We start from the raw sequence: 3536 nt of genomic DNA on the forward strand, positions 1-3536 counted from the left end.
CCCTCAGTGGTAGTTAATCCACTTGTCAGGGTGAAATCAGCTTTACCGGTTTCTCCTATCTCACAAGCATCAAGACCTTGAGTCACAATATCCGGAACTGAGATAATTTCAATCTCAACTTCAGCATTCCCTTTACACTCTCCCAAGCCATCTATAGCATCGCCGTAAACATACAAGGTGAAATTATATGTGCCAGCGTCCTCATCAACGGTATAGGTAGGATCAGTTGAAATAATAGTATTTAGATCCTCAGAATAGTACCATTCATATCGGAATTCAGTTTCGCCGGGCTTTAATAACCCTCCTGAAATAGATGGTATAATTTCATATCCACTACCTTCACAAATACTTTTATCATCTAATTGAACTTCTGGTTGCACATCAAAACCTCCAGCGACAAAGTCATTGAGAGCTGCATCAACAGATGCCGAGTTCCTTGTGTTTACCATAAATGAAGAAAAACAGGCACTCGTACCGGGTACTAATTCAAAATCTGTATTAATCAAAAGACCTTTTAAATCAATAAAGCCTTCAAAAAAAGTATTTGGAACCATTACATTAGAACCATCTTTTGAGGTGTAACTCCAAGGAGCTGTTATCGGAGATGTATTTAATTGAGCTCCAACATATACTGATAACGCGGGATCTGGGTTAGTAGAAGAAATTAAGGTCTGGAGATTATTGTTTGAATTAGGTTCATCACCCGATCCATCACCCCTCCACTCATAAACAGCAATATTTCCCTCTTTCCCACCATTCGTGAAGGCTGCAACAATGAAAAGATCACCTCGAATATGTTCTCCTGCAAATTTGTTACCACTTACACCTACATCATCTTGTAGAAACCAGAAGGCAATATTGGCATCACCGTTATCGGCAAAAAGGTTACCGAAAAAATAAATTACTCCCTGATAAAGAAAAGCACCCGCCTGCTGAATATTAGTTTTATCATTGGGTCCCGCAGTAGTATTAGTCCACTGGGATATGAACTGGTGATCCTTGGACCCTTGAGTAAAGGTGAGATCAACAAGATTGGGCTCAGGATCATCTGAATTATTGATATCATCAAACAAAATCCAAGATGAAACGGAATTGGCAGGAAGATTCTCATTCCAGATATCATCCCAATCCAGTTCCGATCCAGAGGAAATGTCTCCATCTATAAAGCCAGGTTGAACCTGTGAATTAGCCGTAAGTACAGAAATACAGAAAATTAAGAAAAGAATTTTTTTCTTATAGTGAAAATTTTTTGGGGCCAATTCTGTAGTCTTTGTCCCCACACAGGTAAAATCTTTCATAATACTTTGGTTTTGGTTAATAAATACTAACCAGAACATGAGTACAGCTAAAACAAAGCAGATCCGGGCGAATCAAATAGGGGGAAACATCAAAAGGGGATTACTTCTTTTCCAGGGGACGGAAAAAGAACATCTTTGTAAACAACCAAGGGATGTTGCTGTTTAAAAATGACTAAAAGGGGGATAAAAAATGAAGGGGAGAGCTCTAGGAAACTCAGCTGAGGTCCTAAAGCATTATTAAATGTAATATAAAAACCTTTATGCCAGCACCTTAAAGCAGAAAAAAGCTGTTAAAATATTCCTAAAGCGAGGAAATTCCACGTCTTCAGCAGATTTCCAAATGTTTGAAACAACGAGCTGAGAGCTATAAAACAATTGTAGGATAAGGGTGTACTAATTTTCCATATGAATCAGAACCGCTGGTAAATTCCGGTGAATAATTTTTTAATAGAAAAAGGGATCTACTATTTTGAGTGATTATTGAGCTTTACGAAAAAAGACCTCCCCGTCCTGCGGACTTCCCCTCCTCCAGGAAACGATCAGAATTTTTTCCCCACCACCCCGTCCTGCGGACATCCCTCCTCTGGAGGAGGGGTGCTAAGAACCGCCTTGAGATGTCGCTTTGGAGGAAAGTAGACCCACCCCGTCCTGCGGACACCCCTCCCTGCGAGGGAGGGGAGCTAAAAGGGATCAATCTCAAAAGTTGGGGAGGAATTGAAGTAAAGGTCGATATTTGGAGAAAAATACTTGATTTTGGACGAACAATATCTGGATCTCATTAAGCTAATTCTACCACAGTTTCTTGTGGAGAACTTTGATCTAACAAAAAGCAAAAAAGAAAGAGAAGTCCTTCACCTATATTTTGAAGAACGTAATACTCCTCCACAAGAACATTCCTCCAGATTATTAGTATCTAAAGGCTTTCATAAAGAAATTACCATACAAGACTTCCCTTTGAGAGGTAATACAGTTTACCTCCATGTTAGACGGCGCAGATGGACAGATAAAGATACTGGTCAAACAGTTCAAAGAGACTGGAATTTAGTAGCACAGGGAACTCGCATGACCACAGAGTTCGCTGCTTTTTTAAAAGAAATTAGTCGATACTAAAGCTTCAGACTGCCATACCATTGGCTCCTTCTTCGCTGTAAATGGAAAGAAACTGCAGCGCCAGTACAAAGATTACTTGAGTGATTTTAAAGAATGGAAAGAAAAGAAACACGCCAAACGGTACCTGATTTTTCCGGAAAACCTCGGTCCTTATCTTTCTCTCGATGAGACTGCACTATCCCAGGGCGAGCTTTATACCATTATCACCAACAAAAAAGCTAAAGGAAAGAAAGGTGCTTTGGTTGCTATAATAGCAGGTACAAAGGCAGAACCCATTGTTAAGCAGCTGCTTAAAATACCTTCATCTCTGCGCAATAGAGTCAAAGAAATAACTTTGGATATGGCATTTTCAATGAAGCATATTGCTTCGAAATGCTTCCCAAAAGCTATCCAGGTAACCGACAGATTTCATGTTCAGAAACTAGCTATAGAGGCGCTTCAGGATCTCAGGATTAAACATCGCTGGGACGCTATAGACAAGGAAAATGAACAGCTGCAAGAAACCAGGCAAAAAGGAAGGCCATATTTACCCGAGCTGCTCTCTAATGGCGACTCTCATAAACAACTACTCGCACGAAGTAGGTATTTGCTCTACAAAGCCGCCTCCAAATGGACAAAGAAGCAATCTAAACGTGCGGAGATCCTCTTCAAAGATTACCCGGATATACATCAAGCTTATTCTCTAGTGAATAACCTGAGAAACATATTTAACAAAACTAAAGACAAAGGTGTCGCTTTGACAAAGCTAGCGCACTGGTATAAGGAAGTGGAAGAAACCGGATTTAAAGCCTTTAATACTGTTGTCAACAGTATCAAACAAAACTACAGTACAATCTTAAAATACTTCCATAACAGAAGCACAAATGCTTCTGCAGAATCTTTTAATGCCAAAATAAAAGCTTTTAGAAGCCAGTTTAGAGGAGTCAAAAATATCGAATTCTTCCTGTTCAGATTAACCACAATTTTTGCCTAATCCCCAAGTTTTGGTCATGATCCGCTAAAAGAAGTTTTCAGATTTGAGTTTAGCGCAAAAAAAAGACCCTTACATTTTCTGTAAGGGTCTTCTATAAAAAAGGCGGCGACATACTCTCCCACAAGATAGCAGTACCATCTGCGCTAACGGGCTTA

General features: G+C 39.7%; 3 protein-coding genes. 2 read left to right on the top strand and 1 reads right to left on the bottom strand.

Annotated features, from left to right (window positions below; all coding sequences use genetic code 11):
- Nucleotides 1–1298 (bottom strand): hypothetical protein (locus VR862_RS09565; RefSeq protein ID WP_324720741.1); only part of this gene is annotated, 1298 nt, incomplete at its 3' end.
- A gap of 750 nt (nucleotides 1299–2048) precedes the next feature.
- Here VR862_RS09565 and VR862_RS09570 point away from each other — a divergent pair.
- On the top strand, nucleotides 2049–2408 hold the full coding sequence (locus VR862_RS09570) for an ISAon1 family transposase N-terminal region protein (RefSeq protein ID WP_324720742.1): 360 nt from the start codon (nucleotides 2049–2051) through the stop codon (nucleotides 2406–2408).
- A 19-nt stretch (nucleotides 2409–2427) separates the two neighbouring features.
- Nucleotides 2428–3381: an ISAon1 family transposase gene (locus tag VR862_RS09575; protein ID WP_416384493.1), complete on the top strand. Its 954-nt coding sequence runs from the start codon at nucleotides 2428–2430 to the stop codon at nucleotides 3379–3381.
- Nucleotides 3382–3536 lie beyond the last annotated feature (155 nt).

The sequence above is a fragment of the Salinimicrobium aquimaris genome (genome assembly GCF_035607535.1).
Taxonomy (GTDB): Bacteria; Bacteroidota; Bacteroidia; order Flavobacteriales; family Flavobacteriaceae; genus Salinimicrobium.